General features: G+C 67.2%; 14 protein-coding genes. 10 read left to right on the top strand and 4 right to left on the bottom strand.

Going from position 1 to position 14,762, the window contains the following annotated elements; genetic code table 11:
- Window positions 1-2: 2 nt before the first annotated feature.
- The 8 genes from HIV01_RS00405 to HIV01_RS00370 all read left to right on the top strand — a co-directional run bounded on the left by HIV01_RS00405 (window position 3) and on the right by HIV01_RS00370 (window position 8,380).
- Complete coding sequence (locus tag HIV01_RS00405; protein WP_200604325.1) at window positions 3-326, top strand: non-heme iron oxygenase ferredoxin subunit; 324 nt, start codon at window positions 3-5, stop codon at window positions 324-326.
- Between the two features lie 224 nt (window positions 327-550).
- Window positions 551-2,905 carry a TonB-dependent receptor gene (locus tag HIV01_RS00400; RefSeq protein WP_200604324.1) on the top strand — a complete coding sequence of 785 codons (2,355 nt, stop codon included), beginning with the start codon at window positions 551-553 and terminating at the stop codon, window positions 2,903-2,905.
- A gap of 95 nt (window positions 2,906-3,000) precedes the next feature.
- Window positions 3,001-3,687 carry a Fe2+-dependent dioxygenase gene (locus HIV01_RS00395; RefSeq protein ID WP_200604323.1) on the top strand — a complete coding sequence of 229 codons (687 nt, stop codon included), beginning with the start codon at window positions 3,001-3,003 and terminating at the stop codon, window positions 3,685-3,687.
- Between the two features lie 4 nt (window positions 3,688-3,691).
- The gene (locus tag HIV01_RS00390) at window positions 3,692-4,336 is read left to right on the top strand and encodes a PepSY-associated TM helix domain-containing protein (protein WP_200604322.1); all 645 of its coding nucleotides are present in this window, start codon (window positions 3,692-3,694) and stop codon (window positions 4,334-4,336) included.
- A gap of 33 nt (window positions 4,337-4,369) precedes the next feature.
- Entirely contained in the window at window positions 4,370-4,879 is a 510-nt protein-coding gene (locus HIV01_RS00385; RefSeq protein WP_200604321.1) for a DUF2271 domain-containing protein, read from the top strand.
- A gap of 57 nt (window positions 4,880-4,936) precedes the next feature.
- Entirely contained in the window at window positions 4,937-5,746 is an 810-nt protein-coding gene (locus tag HIV01_RS00380) for a DUF4198 domain-containing protein (protein ID WP_200604320.1), read from the top strand.
- Between the two features lie 31 nt (window positions 5,747-5,777).
- Window positions 5,778-6,746 carry an FAD:protein FMN transferase gene (locus HIV01_RS00375; RefSeq protein ID WP_200604319.1) on the top strand — a complete coding sequence of 323 codons (969 nt, stop codon included), beginning with the start codon at window positions 5,778-5,780 and terminating at the stop codon, window positions 6,744-6,746.
- On the top strand, window positions 6,743-8,380 hold the full coding sequence (locus HIV01_RS00370) for a sulfite reductase subunit alpha (protein ID WP_200604318.1): 1,638 nt from the start codon (window positions 6,743-6,745) through the stop codon (window positions 8,378-8,380). The genes HIV01_RS00375 and HIV01_RS00370 overlap by 4 nt, the downstream gene beginning before the upstream one ends.
- 10 nt (window positions 8,381-8,390) lie before the next feature.
- Here HIV01_RS00370 and HIV01_RS00365 read toward each other — a convergent pair whose 3' ends face one another.
- Window positions 8,391-8,996 (bottom strand): HutD/Ves family protein, encoded by a 606-nt coding sequence (locus HIV01_RS00365; RefSeq protein ID WP_200604317.1) that lies wholly within the window; start codon window positions 8,994-8,996, stop codon window positions 8,391-8,393.
- A 196-nt stretch (window positions 8,997-9,192) separates the two neighbouring features.
- Entirely contained in the window at window positions 9,193-9,570 is a 378-nt protein-coding gene (locus HIV01_RS00360) for a ComEA family DNA-binding protein (RefSeq protein WP_200604316.1), read from the bottom strand.
- A 308-nt stretch (window positions 9,571-9,878) separates the two neighbouring features.
- Between HIV01_RS00360 and HIV01_RS00355 the strand changes: the two genes are divergently transcribed.
- Both HIV01_RS00355 and HIV01_RS00350 read left to right on the top strand, forming a co-directional pair.
- A complete protein-coding gene (locus HIV01_RS00355) occupies window positions 9,879-11,369 on the top strand; it encodes a M20 family metallopeptidase (protein WP_200604315.1) in 1,491 nt (496 codons plus the stop codon).
- 131 nt (window positions 11,370-11,500) lie between these two features.
- Window positions 11,501-11,749 carry a GlsB/YeaQ/YmgE family stress response membrane protein gene (locus HIV01_RS00350; protein ID WP_200604314.1) on the top strand — a complete coding sequence of 83 codons (249 nt, stop codon included), beginning with the start codon at window positions 11,501-11,503 and terminating at the stop codon, window positions 11,747-11,749.
- A gap of 63 nt (window positions 11,750-11,812) precedes the next feature.
- Here the strand turns inward: HIV01_RS00350 and cysN are convergent, their stop codons facing one another.
- Together cysN and cysD are read right to left on the bottom strand one after the other, a co-directional pair.
- Window positions 11,813-13,708, bottom strand: a complete 1,896-nt coding sequence (gene cysN, locus HIV01_RS00345) for a sulfate adenylyltransferase subunit CysN (protein ID WP_200604313.1) — start codon at window positions 13,706-13,708, stop codon at window positions 11,813-11,815.
- Window positions 13,708-14,622 (bottom strand): sulfate adenylyltransferase subunit CysD, encoded by a 915-nt coding sequence (gene cysD / locus HIV01_RS00340; protein ID WP_200604312.1) that lies wholly within the window; start codon window positions 14,620-14,622, stop codon window positions 13,708-13,710. The genes cysN and cysD overlap by 1 nt, the downstream gene beginning before the upstream one ends.
- Between the last annotated feature and the right edge of the window lie 140 nt (window positions 14,623-14,762).

Raw genomic sequence — 14,762 nt, 5'->3', positions numbered from 1 at the left:
GCATGAGCGACTGGGTATTCGTCTGCGCCACCTCGCAGCTGCTTCCGGGCGAATCGACCGTTGCCTGGGACGGCGATACGCCGATCCTGGTGCTCAACTACGACGGCGATTACTACGCGCTCGAAGACAAGTGCTCGCACGAGGACTTCGAACTGTCCGCCGGCACCTTCGACGGCGAAGAGGCGACGATCGAATGCGTCCTGCACGGCGCGAAGTTCGACGTGCGCGATGGCCGACCGCTGTGCGCGCCAGCCTACGAACCGGTGCTGAAGTTCCCGGTCAAGGTCGAGGACGGCGGGATCTGGACCCGCGACGACCGCGGCTGAGCCTCGCGGATCGACTGCTTCAAATCCCCTGCGTTGACTGGCTGATCCGACTGGCTCCGGGGCTCGCGCCCCTCAGCCAACGATGGCGTTTGCCCTGCCCGGACGGCCCAAAGCCGACCGTCTGGCCGAAATCGCGTTCAGTTTTCGTTGCAAATGGGAATCGCTCTCATTACCATTGTCGATCGCAGCGGCAGCGCGCCGCACTCCGACTCTCAGGATCCCCCATGTACAACAGGAAGTTCGCCGTTTCGCCGCTCGCCGGCGCAGTCGCCATGGCCATCACCGCCCTGGTCGTCTCCTCCCCCGTGCTGGCTGACCCGGCCGGCGAGCCGCAAGCGAAGGACCTCGACAAGATCGAAGTGCATGGCCAGTACGTCGATAAGCCCTCGTCGGTGAAGTACACCGAGCCGCTGCTCGACACGCCGCAAACCATTACGGTCGTCACCAAGGACGTGATGGACCAGCAGAACCTGATCGGCCTGCGCGACGTCCTGTCCACCCTGCCGGGCATCACCTTCGGTGCCGGCGAAGGCGGCGGCGGTTACGGCGACAGCATCATCCTGCGCGGCTTCAACGCCAACAGCGACATCACCACCGACAACGTCCGCGACAGCGCCCAGTACACCCGCACCGACAGCTTCAACCTCGATGCGATCGAACTGATCAACGGTTCCAACTCGGTGTATTCCGGCGCCGGCTCGGTCGGCGGCAACATCAACCTGGTCAGCAAGGCCGCGCGCGCGGGTGATTTCACCGTGCTGCAGGCCGGTGCCGGCACCGACAGCTACGGTCGCGTCACCCTCGACAGCAACACCGATTTCGACAACGGCACCGCCTTCCGCGTCAACGCGATGGTCCACCAGAACGACGCGCCCGGCCGCGATGTCGAGACCTTCGAGCGCTGGGGCATCGCCCCGTCGCTGGCCTTCGGCCTGGGCAGCGACACCCGCTTCACCGTCAGCTACTTCCACCAGAGCGACGACAACGTCCCGCAGTACGGCGTGCCCTACTTCAGCGCCTTCGGCGGTCCGCTGCCGGGCGTCGACCCGTCCAACTACTACGGCTACCGCAACATCGACAAGCAGGAGATCGATGTCGACATGCTCACCGGCGTGTTCGAACACGACTTCAGCGACCGCATGACGCTGCGCAGCCTGGCCCGGTTCCAGCAGGTCGACCAGCTCTCCGTGGTCGATGCGCCGCAGGGCACCTGGTGCCTGGAAGGCGGCATCAACGCCGCCACCGGCCTGGCCTGCCCGCGTCCGCTCACGCCCAACACTTACCAGCCCAGCGGTCCGCGCGGCCATTCGCGCGACACCCGCAACGGCATCGCCATCAGCCAGACCGACCTGACCTCGCGCTTCGCCACCGGTTCGGTCCAGCACTCCCTGGTCGCCGGCATCTCGTTCTCGCACGAAAGCTTCGACCTCGACACGGTCAACCTGCTGCGCACCCCGGACGGCACACCGGTGACCCCGCCGATCATGAGCCTGACCAACCCCGACTCGCTGTGGACCGGCCCGATCAATCCGTTCCTGGTCGGCCGCACCGAAGGCACCCAGGACAACCAGGCCATCTACGTGTTCGACACGCTCGAGTTCAACGAGCAGTGGATGCTGAACCTCGGCGCCCGCTACGAGCACAACGAGGGCGACAGCGCCATCTGGAACATCAAGACCTACACCGCGCCGACGGCGGCCAACCCGCGTCCGGACAACACCAACATCGGCGCGGTCCTCGGCCGCGCGCCCGTGGCCGCCAACGAGGATGATCTGTTCTCCTACCGCGCCGGCCTGGTCTACAAGCCGCGCGAGAACGGCACGATCTACGTGTCGTACTCCAACAGCAAGACGCCGTCGAAGGCCTCGGTCAACGGCTCGTGCACGCTGACCAGCACCACCGGCACCGCCAACTGCAACGTCGACCCGGAAACCGCGGTCAACTACGAGATCGGCACCAAGTGGGACATCGGCAGCCGCCTGGCGCTGACGGCGTCGGTGTTCCGCAACGATCGCGAGGAGTTCAAGGTCGCCGACCCGGGCAATCCGCTCAACCCCAGCGGCGAGCAGCAGCTCGATGGCGAAGCGCGCGTGGACGGTGTCACCCTCGGCGTCGCCGGCCAGATCACGCATGACTGGTCGATCTTCGCCAACGTCACCTGGCTCGACAGCGAAGTGCTGCAGGGTGTCTCCGACAACTGCATAGCCAACCCGAGCACCGCCTGCGGCAACACTGCGGCCAATCCCGACCCGCTCGAGGGCCGTCCGATCAGCGGCACGCCCGAGCGCTCGGGCAGCCTGTGGACGACCTACGACCTCAGCCAGTGGACCTTCGGTTACGGCATCACCTACCAGAGCGGCTACGAGTACTACACCGGCGTCGGCGCCAATGCCGGCGACATCAAGGGCTACACCACCCACCGGGCGATGGTCGGCTATGACATCAACGAGCGCCTGAGCCTGCAGCTCAATGCCAACAACCTGTTCGACAAGGAGTACTACACCCGCGTCCGCAACAATGGCTGGTCGACGCCGGGCGATACCCGCTCGGTGGTATTGAGTGCCGCCTACAGGTTCTAATCCGTCCCGGACGGGTGTGCCCTGACGGGGCCGCCCTCACGGGTCCGCCGCGCCGCCCGGCCCTGGCCGGGCGGTCGCATTGAAGGAGCTAGCCGATGTTGCTGCAGGTCCCGCAAGTCCTCACCGCCGATCAGGTCGCGCATTGCCGCGCACGGCTGGCGCAGGCCGGCTGGGCCGACGGTCGCATCACCGCCGGCTACCAGTCGGCGCAGGCCAAGGACAACACGCAGTTGCCGGAGAACGATCCGGTCGCGCGCGAACTCGGCGCGCTGGTGCTGGAAGCGCTGGCACGCAACTCGACGTTCTTCTCCGCGGCGCTGCCGCAGCGGATCTACCCGCCGTTGTTCAACCGCTACAGCGGTGGCCAGTCGTTCGGCTTCCACGTCGACAACGCGGTGCGCTACGACCGCAGCAGCGGTGGCGCCGAACCGGTCCGCACCGACCTGTCGGCCACGCTCTTCCTCAGCGCGCCGGAAGACTATGACGGCGGCGAACTGATCATCGAGGACACCTACGGCGTGCAGCAGGTGAAGTTGCGTGCCGGCGACATGGTGCTCTACCCGGGCACGAGCCTGCACCGGGTCACGCCCGTGACGCGTGGCGAGCGCATCGCCTCGTTCTTCTGGATCCAGAGCCTGCTGCGCGAGGACGCGCAGCGCCGGCTGATGTTCGACCTGGACGTATCGATCCGGCGCCTGACCCAGGACGTTCCCGATCACCCTGCCCTCGTGCAGCTGACCGGCGTCTACCACAACCTGCTGCGGCGCTGGGCAGAGACCTGAGACGATGAGCGCCTCCTCCGCCGCGCCCGACATCGCCGCACGCCAGCAGCGCCGCGGCTTCTGGCTGCGCACGCTGCACCAGTGGCACTGGATCAGCTCGGCGGTGTGCCTGGTGGCGATGCTGCTGTTCTCCGTCACCGGCATCACCCTGAATCACTCCAGCGTCATCGAGGCCAAGCCGCAGACGCTCAACCGCACGGTCGACATGCCGGCTTCGATGTTGAAGGCGCTGGGCAAGCGCGAGGAAGGCAGCGCGCCGTTGCCTGGCAGCGTCAGCGACTGGCTCAACGACGTGCTGCCGGTTGCCATCGGCGAGCAGCCGGCGGAATGGTCGGAGCAGGAGGTCTACCTGTCGCTGCCGCGTCCCGGCGGCGATGCCTGGTTGAGCATCGATCGCGCTACCGGCGCGGTCGAATACGAGCGCACCTCGCGCGGCTGGATCGCTTACCTCAACGACCTGCACAAGGGTCGCAACGCCGGCGCCGCATGGCGCTGGTTCATCGACATCTTCGCCATCGCCTGCCTGGTGTTCTGCATCACCGGCCTGTTCCTGCTGCAGATGCACGCGCGCCAGCGGCCTTCGACCTGGCCCTACGTGGTGCTGGGCCTGGTGGTGCCGCTGCTGCTGGCATTGCTTTTCATCCACTGATTCGACCGTCACACCGCCTCCCCCGGAGATCCCATGCGTGTCCAACTGACCATTGCGCTGAGCGGCCTGCTCGCCCTGCCTGCCTATTCGGCGGAGATCAACCTCAACCTGCAGATCCCGCAGCTCAACGTCGCCGAGTACCACCGGCCGTACGTGGCGATCTGGGTCGAGGGACCGGATCAGAAGGCGGCCGCCAATCTCGCTGTCTGGTACCAGCAGAAGGCGACCAATGAAGGCGCCGGCACCAAGTGGCTGCCGGACCTGCGCCAGTGGTGGCGGCGCAGCGGCCGCACCCTGAAGGTGCCGGTCGACGGCGTCACCGGTCCGACCCGTCCGGTCGGCAAGCACGCGTTGCAGTTCACCGATCGCCACCCCGAGCTGGCCTCGCTGCCGGCTGGCGATTACACGCTGGTGGTGGAAGCCGCACGCGAAGTCGGCGGGCGCGAACTTCTCAAGATTCCGTTCAAGTGGCGCGGCGCCAGCGACGGCAGCGCGCAGGGCAGCAGCGAGCTCGGCCTGGTCACGCTGGCCAGCAAGCCCTGATTGCCCACTGAGCCGCGCGCAGTCACCACCCCCATTCGATCCGCTGGAGTGTTCCCCATGAAGCAGACCCTCAAGTTCGCCGCACTCGCACTCGCACTTTCCCTGCCGCTGGCCGCGCAGGCCCACAAGGCATGGCTGCAGCCGTCGCAGACGGTGCTCGCCGGCAACAACCCGTGGGTGACCGTCGATGCAGCGGTGTCCAACGACCTGTTCTACTTCAACCATGTGCCGCTGAAGACCGACAACCTCGCCATCACCGCGCCCGACGGCAGCCAGGTCGCCGCGCAGAACAGCGCCACCGGCAAGTACCGCACGGTGTTCGACGTCGAGCTCAAGCAGACCGGCACCTACAAGATCGGCGTGCTCAACGACTACGTGGTCGGCCAGTGGGACGAAGACGGCAAGCCCAAGCGCTGGCGCGGCACTGCCGCGGCGTTCGCCACCGAAGTGCCCAAGGGCGCGAAGAACCTGCAGGTCTCGCAGTCGATCAGCCGCGTGGAAACCTTCGTCACCAACGGCTCGCCCAACGACACCGCGCTCAAGCCCAGCGGCAAGGGCCTGGAGCTGGTGCCGGTGACGCATCCCAACGACCTGTTCGCCGGTGACGAAGCGAAGTTCCGCATGCAGGTCGACGGCAAGCCGGCGGCCGGCATCGATGTCGAGATCGTCCGCGGCAACACGCGTTACCGCAACGCGCAGGACGAGATCAAGGTCAAGACCGACGCGAAGGGCGAGTTCACCGTGACCTGGCCGGAAGCCGGCATGTACTGGCTGGAAGCCACCAGCGAGGACAAGAAGACGACGGTGCCGCAGGCCAAGCAGCGTCGCATCGGTTACGTCGCCACGCTGGAAGTGCTGCCGCAGTAAGGCGACGACGCAGGACGAAGAAGCAAGCGCGATGCAAGCTGCAGGCAACGATCGTGGTGCCGTCGACATCCTCGGCGGCGCCACCATGGGAACCACCTGGTCGGTGAAGCTGGTCGCGCGCCCGCACACCGACCTGCACGCGTTGCACTCACGCATCCAGGCACGACTGGATGACGTGATCGCACAGATGAGCAACTGGACCGCCCACTCCGACCTGAGCCGCTTCAATGCCGCCGCGGCCGGAAGCTGGCACCCGCTGCGCGACGACTTCTGGACGGTGCTGACATGTGCGCTCGATATCGCACGCGCCAGCGACGGCGCGTACGACCCGACCGTTGGCGCCATCGCCGATGCCTGGGGCTTCGGTCCCTCCGGTCGCCGTGACATGCCGCAGGACGTGCCGGCGGACGTGCTCGACTCGGTCGGCTGGCAGCGCCTGGTCGTCGACGCGCAGACGCGCCGTGTATTGCAGCCGGGCGGTACGCAGCTGGATCTGTGCGCGATCGCCAAGGGCTTCGCCGTCGATGCGGTGGCCGCGCAGTTGCAGTCCGACGGCATCGACAGCGCACTGGTCGAAGTCGGTGGCGAGCTGTACGGACGCGGCCGCAAGCCCGATGGAACGCCGTGGCGCGTGATCGTCGAGGCCTGTTCCGGCGACGAGGATGACGACAACCAGGCGCGCGTGATCGATCTGGACGGGCTGGCCGTGGCGACTTCGGGCGATCGTTGGCACCGTGTCGAACGCGACGGCCAGCGCTACAGCCATACCATCGACCCGCGCAGTGGTCGCCCGGCACTGGGCGCCCCGGCCGCGGTTACCGTGGCCGCCGCCAGCGCCATGCTCGCCGACGGCTGGGCCACGGCGCTGACGGTGATGGGCGCAGAAGATGGTCACGCATTCGCGTGCAGGCACGATCTGGCAGCGCGATTCGTCGTGTCCGCCAGCGGAGGCCAGGACGAGCGCATGACACCGGCGTTCGCGGAGTTGCTGCAGGCATGAGTGCGGTTGTCTCCAATCGCCGGGCATGGCTTGGCAACGCACTGGTGCTGGCTGGCCTGCTGGTACTTGCGCTCGCATTCGGCCGGTGGCAGACCGATGCATGGTGGCTGGCATCGCCACGCCTCGGCAGCTGGTTGCTCGCCGCGCTGGTGGTGCTGGCATACCTCGGGCTATGCGCGGCGATTGTTTCCAGCGCGAGAACACAGGCACGGTCGGCATCGACCGGCGACGGCGACAGCGGCGCCGATGCGGTCCTGCTGGCCTGGGCCAGCCAGACCGGGTTTGCCCAGCAATTGGCCGAACACACGGTCGAGGCGCTGCGCGCGGCGGGCATGGCGGTGCGTGCGCTGCCGCTGCATCGCGTCGATGCCGACGTGCTGCGCAGCCATCGACGCGCGCTGTTCATCGCGAGCACCACCGGCGAAGGCGACCCGCCGGACCACGTGCTCGGTTTCACCCGCCATGTGCTCGACCAGTCGATCACGCTGGAAGGATTGGAATACGCGGTGCTGGCGTTGGGCGATCGCGCCTACGACCAGTTCTGCGGTTTCGGCCGTCGCCTCGACCAGTGGTTGCACCACCATGGGGCCAAGCCGCTGTTCGATCGCATCGATGTCGACGCCGGCGACGCGGGCGCACTGCGTCATTGGCAGCATCGACTCGGGCAGCTCAGTGGCCGTGCCGACTTCGCCGACTGGAGTGCACCGGCCTACCAGTCGTGGCGCCTGGCCGAACGCCGCTGGTTGAACGAGGGCAGTGTTGGCGGTCCCGCCTACCACGTCGCACTGGTGCCGCAGGACGCCGCCCACCTTGACTGGACCGCGGGCGACATCGCCGAGATCGGTCCGCGTCATCCTGACGATGCAGTCGCCGACTGGCTGGCCAACTGCCGGCTCGATGGCAACGTTGCGGTCAAGTCTGGCGATTCGGTCGAGCCACTGTCGACGGTGCTGGCGCGGTCACGGCTTCCATCCCCGCACGATGTGCTGGGCCAGGGTGCACAGACCGTGGCGGACAGCCTGCAGCCATTGCCGCACCGCGAATACTCGATCGCCTCATTGCCTGGCGACGGCAGCCTGCAACTGCTCGTGCGCCAGATGCGCCACCCGGACGGTCGCCTCGGCAGCGGCAGCGGCTGGCTGACCGCCCACGCCGAGCCGGGCGCGCGCATCGACGTGCGCATCCGCCGCAATACGTCCTTCCATCCGCCGGCCGACGATCGCCCGGTGGTGTTGATCGGCAACGGCACGGGCCTGGCCGGGCTGCGTGCACTGCTCAAGTCACGCATCGCCGCGGGCCACCATCGCAACTGGCTGCTGTTCGGCGAGCGCCAGGCCGGGCACGACTTCCACTATCGCGACGAGATCGAAGGCTGGCTGCTCGAAGGGCGCCTGCAGGAACTCGATCTCGCCTTCTCGCGTGATGACCCATCCCGGCGAACCTACGTGCAGCATCTATTGCGCGAGCGGATCGAGGAATTGCGCACGTGGATTGCGCAAGGAGCATCGGTCTACGTCTGCGGCAGCCTCGAAGGCATGGCGCCGGACGTCGATGCGGTGCTGCGCGAAGCGGTCGGGCTCGACGTGCTGGAAACCATGGCCGCTTCCGGTCGCTATTGCCGCGACGTCTACTAGAACCCAAGCCTCAGGGCAGCGGTTCGATCCGGATCAGCAGGACTTCGCCGCCGCCATCGAGGACATGCCGCACGCGCTGCGACCCGGCGGCGATGATCGCGGTGTCCTGCGCCGCCAACGGCGGCAGGCCGGAGTCATCGGCGAACCGCGCCTGCCCTGCGATCAGGTGCACGATCCAAGTGCTTTCCGGATCGGCGAACAACACCATCGGCCCGACCAGCGGGCGGTGCCACAGATTCGCGCGCACGCGGTCGCGGCGCCACATCAGGTTGAAGTCGTGGGTGAGCCCATCGACAAGCTCGCCGGTCACGCCGCGCTCGCCGGCAAACCGCATCCGATCGTGCGGTGGCAGCAGTTCCTTCACTTCGCCATCGTCGAAGCGCAGGCGCAGGCCGTTGCCGGCCAGCAGGACCAGCTCGCGGTCGATTCCGGGAAACGCGGAGAACGGAGCGTCACTCTCGATCTCGGCGATTGAAAGGCGCCAGTCCCAGGGTGCGCCGGCGACGGGAACGTGGGCGAGGATCTCGCGCGTCCAGCCCATCTGGTTGCGCCAGCGCTCGCGGCGGTATTCGTTGGCCGGGATTACCCAGGACCGGCTGCTGCGTTCGGGTGCCATCACCAGTGAGGTCGCCTGTGCGGAGTCTCGTGGCCGATAGTCTAGCGGCGGCTGCCACCTGGCAAGGCGCCACCCCGTCGCAGTCCGTTGCAGCGGAGTGGCAGTACTTCCTGTCCCGGGATACTCCCCTGACTCCCTTCGGGCATCCGTGCCGGTTCGCCTGCCGTCGCCGCGCAGTCGGTGGCGGCAGGAGACTTCAGCGGCTGGCTGCCCTGGCAGGTGCGGCAGGCTTGGCGACGGGCCTGGTTGCAGGCTTGCCGGTCGCAGCCGGCTTCGTTGCCGCGACCTTCGCAGGAGCGGCGCCGCCGGTGAAGACAATGCGGTCAAGGTTCTTCTCGACCGTCTTCAGGCCCACGCCCTTGACCAGTGCCAGCTGCTCGGCGCTGCGGAATGGACCGTTCGCCTTGCGGTAGGCCACGATCGCCTCCGCCTTGCCCGGCCCGATGTTCACCATGACGCGATCGATGGTCGCGGCATCGGCGGTGTTGATGTTGACCTTCTCGGCGGCGTTGACCGCGGCTGCCAACAACAGCGTCAGCAGCAGCGGTACGCCCCTCCATCCGGTTGATTTCACGGTGTGGCTCCTTGGGTTGGTTTTTGATTCCGTTCCTGCCGCGTCGGCCCCTGGCTGGGGACAACGCGGGCACCAAGTCTCGGCGCGGGCACCGGCCCGGCCTATCGCCACGGCCTTCGCGGCCTGCCCGGCGCACGCCGCTACTGGCGGTGGGGATAGGCCTACGGTCTGCGGCAAATCGGCAGCCAGACCCGCCAGATCGCGGCCAAGCGGCCCCAATGCGCATCGGATCGGCCGCCCGGGAGGCGTAAACTGGCGTCTTTCCCGTGTTCCTTCCCCTATACCTTCCCCTGCTCCGAGGCCCCTTCATGGACACCAGCAAGGTCGACCGTTTCGTCGCCGACAAATGGGATGACGAGATCGTTCCCCAGCTCGTCGAGTACATCCGCATCCCGAACAAGTCGCCGATGTTCGACGCCGACTGGGTCAAGCATGGCTACATGGAGGACGCGGTCACGCTGATGGAGCGCTGGGCCAAGGCGCAGCCGATCCCCGGCATGAAGGTCGAGGTGGTGCGCCTGGAAGGCCGCACGCCGCTGATCTTCATCGAAGTGCCGGCAAGCAACGGCGGCAGCAACGACGACTGCGTGCTGCTCTACGGCCACCTCGACAAACAGCCGGAGATGACCGGCTGGGATCCCGAGTTCGGCCCGTGGTCCCCGGTCATCAAGGGCGACCGGCTCTATGGCCGCGGCGGCGCCGACGACGGCTATGCGATCTTCGGCTCGCTGACCGCCGTGCTGGCCCTGCAGGAACAGCAGCTGCCGCACTCGCGCTGCGTGATCCTGATCGAGGCCTGCGAGGAATCGGGCAGCTACGACCTGCCCGCCTACGTCGACCACCTTGCTGGCCGCATCGGCAAGCCGTCGTTGGTGGTGTGCCTGGACTCGGGCTGCGGCAACTACGACCAGCTGTGGTGCACGACCTCGCTGCGCGGCCTGGCCGGCGGCAACTTCACCGTCAAGGTGCTCAGCGAAGGCGTCCACTCCGGCGACGCCTCCGGCATCGTGCCGTCGAGCTTCCGCCTGCTGCGCCAGCTGCTCTCGCGCCTGGAAGACGAGAACACCGGCAAGATCCGCATCGAAGACCTGTTCGTCGAAGTGCCGGCCGAGCGCATGGCGCAGGCGCGCGAGGCGGCGAAGGTGCTGGATACGGCGATCTTCGACAAGTTCCCGTTGCTGCCGGGCATGAAGCCCATGGCCGATGACCTGACCGAGCTGGTGCTCAACCGCACCTGGCGGCCGGCGCTGTCGGTCACCGGTGTCGACGGCATGCCGCCGCTGGCTTCGGCCGGCAACGTGCTGCGCCCGCACACCTCGGTGAAGCTGTCGCTGCGCCTGCCGCCGACCCTGGACGGCAAGCGCGCCGGCGAGCTGCTCAAGGAAGTCCTGCTCAGCAACCCGCCCAACGGCGCCCAGGTCACCCTCGACCTGGAGAAGTCGTCGAGCGGCTGGAATGCTCCGGCGCAGTCACCGTGGCTGACCAAGGCCATCGATGCCTCCAGCCGTGACTTCTTCGGCCAGCCGGCGATGTACATGGGCGAAGGCGGATCGATTCCCTTCATGGGCATGCTCGGCGAGAAGTTCCCGGGCGCGCAGTTCATGATCACCGGCGTGCTCGGCCCGCACAGCAATGCGCACGGCCCCAACGAATTCCTGCACATCCCGATGGGCAAGCGCGTCACCGCCTGCGTCTCGCGCGTGATCGCCGAGCATCACCTGGCCAGCCAGCGCGGCGAGACCACCGGCGTGGCGGCGGTGGCCGGTGGGCAGGAGCGCGGCGACCACGGTTGCTGCTGAGGGCCTCGCCCTCCCCTTCCCCTCTGGCCGCCATAGGCGGCGTGTCCCTCCCCGCCAGGGGGGAGGGATTGCGCACCGGGGCCCGGTGCTAGGATGCGCTCGCGTCACCCAACCACTCAGGAGGGAGCGATATGGGCAGCATCGTCTATACGATCATCATTGGTGCGGTTATTGGAATCCTGGCGCGTTTCTTCAAACCCGGTGCCGACCCGATGGGTTGGATCCTCACCATCCTGCTCGGCATCGCCGGCGCCTACATCGGCAGCCTGCTCTATGCCGGCGGCGGATTCATCGGCTTCCTGATCTCGATCATCTGCGCGGTAGTCCTGCTCTTTGTCTACGAGTTCATCCGCAGCAAGACAGCCAAACCGACGGCGTGATTGCCCGAGCCAAGACAAGAACCCCGGCCAAGGCCGGGGTTTTTGTTTGCCTGCGACGAACCCTCAGTCCAGCAGGAAGTCGATGACCCGTTGCGCCAGGTGTTCGGCCGGGTCGCTGACGGTATCGAGCTGAAGCTCGGCCGCCTCCGGGATCTCGTAAGGCGAGTCGATGCCGGTGAAGTTGCGCAGCTGGCCGGCGCGCGCCTTTGCGTACAGACCCTTGACATCGCGCTCCTCGGCCACCGCCAGCGGCGTATCGATGAACACCTCGACGAACTCGCCGGGAGCGAACAACTCGCGCGCCATGCGCCGTTCCGCTCGGAACGGCGAGATGAAGCTGACCAGCACGATCAATCCCGCGTCGGCCATCAGCTTGGCCACCTCCGCGACGCGGCGGATGTTCTCCACGCGGTCCTCGTCGGTGAAGCCCAGGTCCTTGTTGAGACCGTGGCGGACGTTGTCGCCGTCGAGGATGAAGGTGTGGTAGCCCAACCCGTGCAGGCGTTTGTCGACCAGGTTGGCGATGGTCGACTTGCCCGACCCCGACAGACCGGTGAACCACAGCACGCGCGGCTTCTGGCCCTTGATGCGGGCGCGCGCGGTCTTGTCGACGTCCAGGTGCTGCCAGTGGATGTTGCCGGCACGGCGCAGCGCGAACTCGAGCGTGCCGGCGGCAACGGTGGCGTTGCTCTGGCGGTCGATCAGGATGAAGCCGCCCAGTGTGCGGCTGTCGGCATACGCCTCGAACGGCACCGGCTGATCGAGGTAGAGATTGCAGTAACCGACTTCGTTGAGCTCAAGGTGCTTGGCGGCGAGCGGCTCTTGGGTGTTCACGTCGATCTTGTGCTTGATCTCGGTGACGCTGGCGCTGACCGTGCGCGTGCCGATCTTCAACCAGTACGGCCGGCCCGGCAGCAGCGCCTGGTCGCCCATCCACAGCATGTGCGCGGCGAACTGGTCGGACACCTGCGGCGGCTTATGCGCGTCGGCGATGACGTCGCCGCGGCTGATGTCCAGTTCGTCCTGCAGCGTCAGCGTCACGGCCTGGCCTTCGCCGGCCAGGTCGAGGTCGCCGCCGGCAGTGACGATCCGCGCGACCTTCGAACGCCGACCCGAAGGCAGCACCACGATGTCGTCGCCCGGTTTCACCGAACCTGCGGCAACGGTGCCGGCAAAGCCGCGGAAATCCTGGTCGGGACGGTTGACCCACTGCACCGGCAAGCGGAAGCCGATGCCGGAAGCGCCGCGGGTCGCGTCGACGTTCTCCAGGTACTCGAGCACGCTCGGACCGTCGTACCACGGTGTATTCGCCGAGCGCTGCATCAGGTTGTCGCCCTGCAGCGCCGACAGCGGCACCGCCTGCACGTGGGCGATGCCGAGCTGCGCGGCAAGCTCGCGGTAGCCGGCGACGATCTCGTCGAACACGGCGAAGTCGAAGCCGACCAGGTCCATCTTGTTCACCGCCAGCAGCACGTGGCGGATGCCCAGCAGCGAGGCGATATAGCTGTGCCGGCGCGTCTGCGCGAGCAGTCCCTTGCGAGCATCCACCAGCACCACGGCCACATCCGCCGTGGACGCGCCGGTGGCCATGTTGCGCGTGTACTGCTCGTGGCCCGGGCAGTCGGCGACGATGAACTTGCGCTTGTCGGTGCTGAAGAAACGGTAGGCAACATCAATCGTGATGCCCTGCTCGCGCTCGGCCGACAGTCCGTCGAGCAGCAGCGCGTAGTCGATCTCGCCGTTGCGCGTGCCGTGGCGGCGGCTGTCGGACTCCAGCGCCGACAGCTGGTCGTCGAACAGCGCGCGGCTTTCGAACAGCAGGCGCCCGATCAGCGTGCTCTTGCCGTCGTCGACGCTGCCGCAGGTGATGAAGCGCAGCAGGCCCTTGGTTTCGTGGCGCTGCAGGTAGGCGGCGACCTCGGAGGCGGCGGTTTCGGAGGTGGTGGTCGGAGCGCCCATCAGAAATACCCCTCCTGCTTCTTCTTCTCCATCGACGCGGTCGGATCGTGATCGATCACCCGGCCCTGGCGCTCGGAAGTCGTGGCGACCAGCATCTCGGCGATGATCTTCTCCAGCGTATCGGCCTGCGATTCGATTGCGCCGGTCAGCGGATAGCAGCCCAGCGTGCGGAAGCGCACCTGGCGCAGCTGCGCCGACTCGCCCTCGCGCAATGGCAGGCGCTCGTCATCGACGAGGATCCAGGCGCCGTCGCGCTCGACCACCGGCCGCTGCGCGGCGAAGTACAGCGACGGCACGGGAATCCGCTCGCGATAGATGTAGAGCCAGATGTCGAGCTCGGTCCAGTTCGACAGCGGGAACACGCGCACCGACTCGCCCTTGTGGATGCGGGTGTTGTACAGGCTCCACAGTTCCGGACGCTGGCTCTTCGGGTCCCAGCGGTGCTGGTCGTTGCGGAAGGAGAAGATGCGTTCCTTCGCGCGCGATTTTTCCTCGTCGCGACGGGCGCCACCGATGGCCGCGTCGAAGCCGTGCAGGTCGAGCGCCTGCTTCAGTGCCTGGGTCTTCATCACGTCGGTGTGCACGGTGGCACCGTGGCTGATCGGGCCGATGCCCTGCGCCACGCCTTCGGGATTGGTGTGCACCCGCAGCTCGACGCCGGTTTCACCGGCGCGACGGTCGCGGAAGGCGATCATCTCGCGGAACTTCCAGCCGGTGTCGACGTGCAGCAGCGGGATCGGCGGCTTGCGCGCCGGCGCGAACGCCTTCAGCAGCAGGTGCAGCAGCACCGAACTGTCCTTGCCGATCGAGTACAGCAGCACCGGGTTGCGGAACTCGGCCGCGACCTCGCGCAGGATGTGGATGCTCTCGGCTTCGAGGCGATCGAGGTGGCTCAGGTCGACAGGCAGGGTCATCGTCAGCAAGTTGGTGGCGGGCGTCAGGGCCGGGAGCTACCGGCTATCGACGGTCGCGGCTATCTGACCACATTGTAGGAGCGGCGGAGGCCCGCCCCGGAAATAAGCCCCCGGCATGAGCGCATTACCCAACGTCCTTT

Origin of the sequence: Lysobacter arenosi, from assembly GCF_016613475.2 — a bacterium.
GTDB classification, from domain to species: Bacteria; Pseudomonadota; Gammaproteobacteria; order Xanthomonadales; family Xanthomonadaceae; genus Lysobacter_J; species Lysobacter_J arenosi.
This window is presented reverse-complemented; position numbering and strand designations above follow the sequence as displayed.

What these genes read in the sequence shown, in the direction of transcription:
- HIV01_RS00405 (WP_200604325.1), top strand. Translation starts at nt 3, where the DNA reads ATGAGCGACTGGGTATTCGTCTGCGCCACCTCGCAGCTGCTTCCGGGC.
- HIV01_RS00400 (WP_200604324.1), top strand. Translation starts at nt 551, where the DNA reads ATGTACAACAGGAAGTTCGCCGTTTCGCCGCTCGCCGGCGCAGTCGCC.
- HIV01_RS00395 (WP_200604323.1), top strand. Translation starts at nt 3,001, where the DNA reads ATGTTGCTGCAGGTCCCGCAAGTCCTCACCGCCGATCAGGTCGCGCAT.
- HIV01_RS00390 (WP_200604322.1), top strand. Translation starts at nt 3,692, where the DNA reads ATGAGCGCCTCCTCCGCCGCGCCCGACATCGCCGCACGCCAGCAGCGC.
- HIV01_RS00385 (WP_200604321.1), top strand. Translation starts at nt 4,370, where the DNA reads ATGCGTGTCCAACTGACCATTGCGCTGAGCGGCCTGCTCGCCCTGCCT.
- HIV01_RS00380 (WP_200604320.1), top strand. Translation starts at nt 4,937, where the DNA reads ATGAAGCAGACCCTCAAGTTCGCCGCACTCGCACTCGCACTTTCCCTG.
- HIV01_RS00375 (WP_200604319.1), top strand. Translation starts at nt 5,778, where the DNA reads ATGCAAGCTGCAGGCAACGATCGTGGTGCCGTCGACATCCTCGGCGGC.
- HIV01_RS00370 (WP_200604318.1), top strand. Translation starts at nt 6,743, where the DNA reads ATGAGTGCGGTTGTCTCCAATCGCCGGGCATGGCTTGGCAACGCACTG.
- HIV01_RS00365 (WP_200604317.1), bottom strand. Translation starts at nt 8,996, where the DNA reads ATGGCACCCGAACGCAGCAGCCGGTCCTGGGTAATCCCGGCCAACGAA.
- HIV01_RS00355 (WP_200604315.1), top strand. Translation starts at nt 9,879, where the DNA reads ATGGACACCAGCAAGGTCGACCGTTTCGTCGCCGACAAATGGGATGAC.
- HIV01_RS00350 (WP_200604314.1), top strand. Translation starts at nt 11,501, where the DNA reads ATGGGCAGCATCGTCTATACGATCATCATTGGTGCGGTTATTGGAATC.
- cysN (WP_200604313.1), bottom strand. Translation starts at nt 13,708, where the DNA reads ATGGGCGCTCCGACCACCACCTCCGAAACCGCCGCCTCCGAGGTCGCC.
- cysD (WP_200604312.1), bottom strand. Translation starts at nt 14,622, where the DNA reads ATGACCCTGCCTGTCGACCTGAGCCACCTCGATCGCCTCGAAGCCGAG.